Origin of the sequence: Pseudomonas sp. F(2018), from assembly GCF_005508865.1 — a bacterium.
Classification (GTDB): Bacteria; Pseudomonadota; Gammaproteobacteria; order Pseudomonadales; family Pseudomonadaceae; genus Aquipseudomonas.
On record NZ_SCOM01000009.1, the window covers coordinates 1 to 5,820 of the forward strand.

General features: G+C 51.7%; 2 tRNA genes, 3 rRNA genes and 1 pseudogene. 5 read left to right on the top strand and 1 reads right to left on the bottom strand.

What is annotated here, in order from left to right:
* A pseudogene (locus tag FFS62_RS23345) lies at window positions 1-408 on the bottom strand (hypothetical protein); the annotation flags it as partial.
* Between the two features lie 149 nt (window positions 409-557).
* On the opposite strand from FFS62_RS23345, the gene FFS62_RS23060 reads away from it, so the two are divergent.
* From FFS62_RS23060 to rrf, 5 genes are all read left to right on the top strand, one after another.
* Window positions 558-2,094 (top strand): 16S ribosomal RNA (locus FFS62_RS23060).
* Window positions 2,095-2,187: 93 nt separating this feature from the next.
* A tRNA-Ile gene (locus FFS62_RS23065) sits at window positions 2,188-2,264 on the top strand.
* A gap of 31 nt (window positions 2,265-2,295) precedes the next feature.
* Window positions 2,296-2,371 (top strand) — tRNA-Ala (locus FFS62_RS23070).
* Window positions 2,372-2,602: 231 nt separating this feature from the next.
* Window positions 2,603-5,494: ribosomal RNA gene (locus FFS62_RS23075) — 23S ribosomal RNA — on the top strand.
* A 139-nt stretch (window positions 5,495-5,633) separates the two neighbouring features.
* A 5S ribosomal RNA gene (rrf, locus tag FFS62_RS23080) occupies window positions 5,634-5,749 on the top strand.
* The 16S, 23S and 5S rRNA genes sit together here with 2 tRNA genes alongside, the layout of an rRNA operon.
* Window positions 5,750-5,820 lie beyond the last annotated feature (71 nt).

Genomic DNA, 5,820 nt, shown 5'->3' on the forward strand with positions numbered 1-5,820 from the left:
AAAGGAGTTGACGGTTAGATTTGGTCCCCTATAATGCGCACCACTTCCGGCGCAGTTCTCTCGGAAAACTCCTTGAAATTCAAAGAGTTGGATGAAAAAAAGAGATTGACCGGATGGCGAATTCGAGTAGAATGCGCCGGGCTGACAAGGTGGTGGTTTGATCTTGTTGGTTGCTTCGATCAGGTAGATCGAAAGCGGTTGAAAGAGGTGGTTGACAGCGGTTTTGAACGCTGTAGAATGCGCCTCCCGCTGACGAGAAGAAGTTCTGATCTGAAGCGCAAGCGGTTGAGAAGAAACGAAAAATTCTTCAAAAACAGCTTGACAGATTGAAAGGCTGCTGTAGAATGCGCGGCCTCGGTTGAGACGAAAGACTTTGCCGAAACGCTCTTTAACAACTGAATCAAGCAATTCGTGTGGGTGCTTGTGATGTAAGACTGATAGTCAACTGATTATCAGCAACGCAAGTAACACTCGTGAATTCGAGAGTTTTAGCTCTTTAAATAGAGCATGCGATTGCTGAGCCAAGTTTAGGGTTTTCTCAAAACCCAAGCAGTATTGAACTGAAGAGTTTGATCATGGCTCAGATTGAACGCTGGCGGCAGGCCTAACACATGCAAGTCGAGCGGATGAAGAGAGCTTGCTCTCTGATTCAGCGGCGGACGGGTGAGTAATGCCTAGGAATCTGCCTGGTAGTGGGGGACAACGTTTCGAAAGGAACGCTAATACCGCATACGTCCTACGGGAGAAAGCAGGGGACCTTCGGGCCTTGCGCTATCAGATGAGCCTAGGTCGGATTAGCTAGTAGGTGAGGTAAAGGCTCACCTAGGCGACGATCCGTAACTGGTCTGAGAGGATGATCAGTCACACTGGAACTGAGACACGGTCCAGACTCCTACGGGAGGCAGCAGTGGGGAATATTGGACAATGGGCGAAAGCCTGATCCAGCCATGCCGCGTGTGTGAAGAAGGTCTTCGGATTGTAAAGCACTTTAAGTTGGGAGGAAGGGCAGTAAGTTAATACCTTGCTGTTTTGACGTTACCAACAGAATAAGCACCGGCTAACTTCGTGCCAGCAGCCGCGGTAATACGAAGGGTGCAAGCGTTAATCGGAATTACTGGGCGTAAAGCGCGCGTAGGTGGTTCAGCAAGTTGAAGGTGAAATCCCCGGGCTCAACCTGGGAACTGCCTCCAAAACTACTGAGCTAGAGTACGGTAGAGGGTAGTGGAATTTCCTGTGTAGCGGTGAAATGCGTAGATATAGGAAGGAACACCAGTGGCGAAGGCGACTACCTGGACTGATACTGACACTGAGGTGCGAAAGCGTGGGGAGCAAACAGGATTAGATACCCTGGTAGTCCACGCCGTAAACGATGTCGACTAGCCGTTGGGATCCTTGAGATCTTAGTGGCGCAGCTAACGCATTAAGTCGACCGCCTGGGGAGTACGGCCGCAAGGTTAAAACTCAAATGAATTGACGGGGGCCCGCACAAGCGGTGGAGCATGTGGTTTAATTCGAAGCAACGCGAAGAACCTTACCTGGCCTTGACATGCTGAGAACTTTCCAGAGATGGATTGGTGCCTTCGGGAACTCAGACACAGGTGCTGCATGGCTGTCGTCAGCTCGTGTCGTGAGATGTTGGGTTAAGTCCCGTAACGAGCGCAACCCTTGTCCTTAGTTACCAGCACGTTATGGTGGGCACTCTAAGGAGACTGCCGGTGACAAACCGGAGGAAGGTGGGGATGACGTCAAGTCATCATGGCCCTTACGGCCAGGGCTACACACGTGCTACAATGGTCGGTACAAAGGGTTGCCAAGCCGCGAGGTGGAGCTAATCCCATAAAACCGATCGTAGTCCGGATCGCAGTCTGCAACTCGACTGCGTGAAGTCGGAATCGCTAGTAATCGTGAATCAGAATGTCACGGTGAATACGTTCCCGGGCCTTGTACACACCGCCCGTCACACCATGGGAGTGGGTTGCTCCAGAAGTAGCTAGTCTAACCGCAAGGGGGACGGTTACCACGGAGTGATTCATGACTGGGGTGAAGTCGTAACAAGGTAGCCGTAGGGGAACCTGCGGCTGGATCACCTCCTTAATCGAAGACTTCAGCTTCTTCATAAGTTCCCACACGAATTGCTTGATTCACTTGCGAAAAGCGATTGGGTTTAGACCCGAGAGTTAGACGATTGGGTCTGTAGCTCAGTTGGTTAGAGCGCACCCCTGATAAGGGTGAGGTCGGCAGTTCGAATCTGCCCAGACCCACCAATTGTCAAGGGATGTGGCCAAGTCCGTAGATGGGGCCATAGCTCAGCTGGGAGAGCGCCTGCTTTGCACGCAGGAGGTCAGGAGTTCGATCCTCCTTGGCTCCACCATTAACTCGACAATCGCTGAAAGCTCAGAAATGAACATTGCTGGTTCAATGTTGATTTCTGGTCTTTGCGCCAGAACTGTTCTTTAAAAATTTGGGTATGTGATAGAAGTGACTTGTTGAATGTTTCACTGCATTCAGCAAATCAAGGCAAAATTTGCGAGTTCAAGCGCGAATTTTCGGCGAATGTCGTCTTCACGTTACGAATCTATAACCAGATTGCTTGGGGTTATATGGTCAAGTGAAGAAGCGCATACGGTGGATGCCTTGGCAGTCAGAGGCGATGAAAGACGTGGTAGCCTGCGATAAGCTTCGGGGAGTCGGCAAACAGACTTTGATCCGGAGATCTCTGAATGGGGGAACCCACCTAGGATAACCTAGGTATCTTGTACTGAATCCATAGGTGCAAGAGGCGAACCAGGGGAACTGAAACATCTAAGTACCCTGAGGAAAAGAAATCAACCGAGATTCCCTTAGTAGTGGCGAGCGAACGGGGATTAGCCCTTAAGCTTCTTTGATTTTAGCGGAACGCTCTGGAAAGTGCGGCCATAGTGGGTGATAGCCCTGTACGCGAAAAGGTCTTAGAAGTGAAATCGAGTAGGACGGCGCACGTGAAACGTTGTCTGAATATGGGGGGACCATCCTCCAAGGCTAAATACTACTGACTGACCGATAGTGAACTAGTACCGTGAGGGAAAGGCGAAAAGAACCCCGGAGAGGGGAGTGAAATAGAACCTGAAACCGTATGCGTACAAGCAGTGGGAGCCCACTTTGTTGGGTGACTGCGTACCTTTTGTATAATGGGTCAGCGACTTATATTCAGTGGCGAGCTTAACCGAATAGGGGAGGCGTAGCGAAAGCGAGTCTTAATAGGGCGCTTTAGTCGCTGGGTATAGACCCGAAACCGGGCGATCTATCCATGGGCAGGTTGAAGGTTAGGTAACACTGACTGGAGGACCGAACCGACTACCGTTGAAAAGTTAGCGGATGACCTGTGGATCGGAGTGAAAGGCTAATCAAGCCCGGAGATAGCTGGTTCTCCTCGAAAGCTATTTAGGTAGCGCCTCATGTATCACTCTGGGGGGTAGAGCACTGTTTCGGCTAGGGGGTCATCCCGACTTACCAAACCGATGCAAACTCCGAATACCCAGAAGTGCCGAGCATGGGAGACACACGGCGGGTGCTAACGTCCGTCGTGAAAAGGGAAACAACCCAGACCGTCAGCTAAGGTCCCAAAGTTATGGTTAAGTGGGAAACGATGTGGGAAGGCTTAGACAGCTAGGAGGTTGGCTTAGAAGCAGCCACCCTTTAAAGAAAGCGTAATAGCTCACTAGTCGAGTCGGCCTGCGCGGAAGATGTAACGGGGCTCAAACCATACACCGAAGCTACGGGTATCACGTAAGTGATGCGGTAGAGGAGCGTTCTGTAAGCCTGTGAAGGTGAGTTGAGAAGCTTGCTGGAGGTATCAGAAGTGCGAATGCTGACATGAGTAACGACAATGCGAGTGAAAAACTCGCACGCCGAAAGACCAAGGTTTCCTGCGCAACGTTAATCGACGCAGGGTTAGTCGGCCCCTAAGGCGAGGCAGAAATGCGTAGTCGATGGGAAGCAGGTTAATATTCCTGCACTTCTAGTTACTGCGATGGGGGGACGGAGAAGGCTAGGCCAGCACGGCGTTGGTTGTCCGTGTTTAAGGTGGTAGGCAGAGATCTTAGGCAAATCCGGGATCTTAATGCCGAGAACTGATGACGAGCGTCCTTTTGGACGTGAAGTGGTTGATGCCATGCTTCCAGGAAAAGCCTCTAAGCTTCAGGTAACTAGGAACCGTACCCCAAACCGACACAGGTGGTTGGGTAGAGAATACCAAGGCGCTTGAGAGAACTCGGGTGAAGGAACTAGGCAAAATGGCACCGTAACTTCGGGAGAAGGTGCGCCGGTGAGGGTGAAGGACTTGCTCCGTAAGCTCATGCCGGTCGAAGATACCAGGCCGCTGCGACTGTTTATTAAAAACACAGCACTCTGCAAACACGAAAGTGGACGTATAGGGTGTGACGCCTGCCCGGTGCCGGAAGGTTAATTGATGGGGTTAGCGCAAGCGAAGCTCTTGATCGAAGCCCCGGTAAACGGCGGCCGTAACTATAACGGTCCTAAGGTAGCGAAATTCCTTGTCGGGTAAGTTCCGACCTGCACGAATGGCGTAACGATGGCGGCGCTGTCTCCACCCGAGACTCAGTGAAATTGAAATCGCTGTGAAGATGCAGTGTATCCGCGGCTAGACGGAAAGACCCCGTGAACCTTTACTGTAGCTTTGCACTGGACTTTGAGCCTGCTTGTGTAGGATAGGTGGGAGGCTTTGAAGCGTGGACGCCAGTTCGCGTGGAGCCATCCTTGAAATACCACCCTGGCATGCTTGAGGTTCTAACTCTGGTCCGTCATCCGGATCGAGGACAGTGTATGGTGGGCAGTTTGACTGGGGCGGTCTCCTCCCAAAGAGTAACGGAGGAGTACGAAGGTGCGCTCAGACCGGTCGGAAATCGGTCGTAGAGTATAAAGGCAAAAGCGCGCTTGACTGCGAGACAGACACGTCGAGCAGGTACGAAAGTAGGTCTTAGTGATCCGGTGGTTCTGTATGGAAGGGCCATCGCTCAACGGATAAAAGGTACTCCGGGGATAACAGGCTGATACCGCCCAAGAGTTCATATCGACGGCGGTGTTTGGCACCTCGATGTCGGCTCATCACATCCTGGGGCTGAAGCCGGTCCCAAGGGTATGGCTGTTCGCCATTTAAAGTGGTACGCGAGCTGGGTTTAGAACGTCGTGAGACAGTTCGGTCCCTATCTGCCGTGGACGTTTGAGATTTGAGAGGGGCTGACCTTAGTACGAGAGGACCGGGTTGGACGAACCTCTGGTGTTCCGGTTGTCACGCCAGTGGCATTGCCGGGTAGCTATGTTCGGAAAAGATAACCGCTGAAAGCATCTAAGCGGGAAACTTGCCTCAAGATGAGATCTCACTGGAGCCTTGAGCTCCCTAAAGGGCCGTCGAAGACTACGACGTTGATAGGTTGGGTGTGTAAGCGCTGTGAGGCGTTGAGCTAACCAATACTAATTGCCCGTGAGGCTTGACCATATAACACCCAAACAATCTGATGATTGTGGGTTGTATGGTGAAGTCGACAAACGAACCGAAAGTTCGCTAAGAACCGCAACGCCACATATCACATACCCATTCGGGGAAACGACTAAACACCGAGTCCCCAACCGAATTGCTTGACGACCATAGAGCGTTGGAACCACCTGATCCCTTCCCGAACTCAGTAGTGAAACGACGCATCGCCGATGGTAGTGTGGGGTTTCCCCATGTGAGAGTAGGTCATCGTCAAGCTCCTATCCCCAAACCCCCATCCGAGAAATCGGGTGGGGGTTTGGCTTTTGCGCCGAAGAAAAATATTCAGC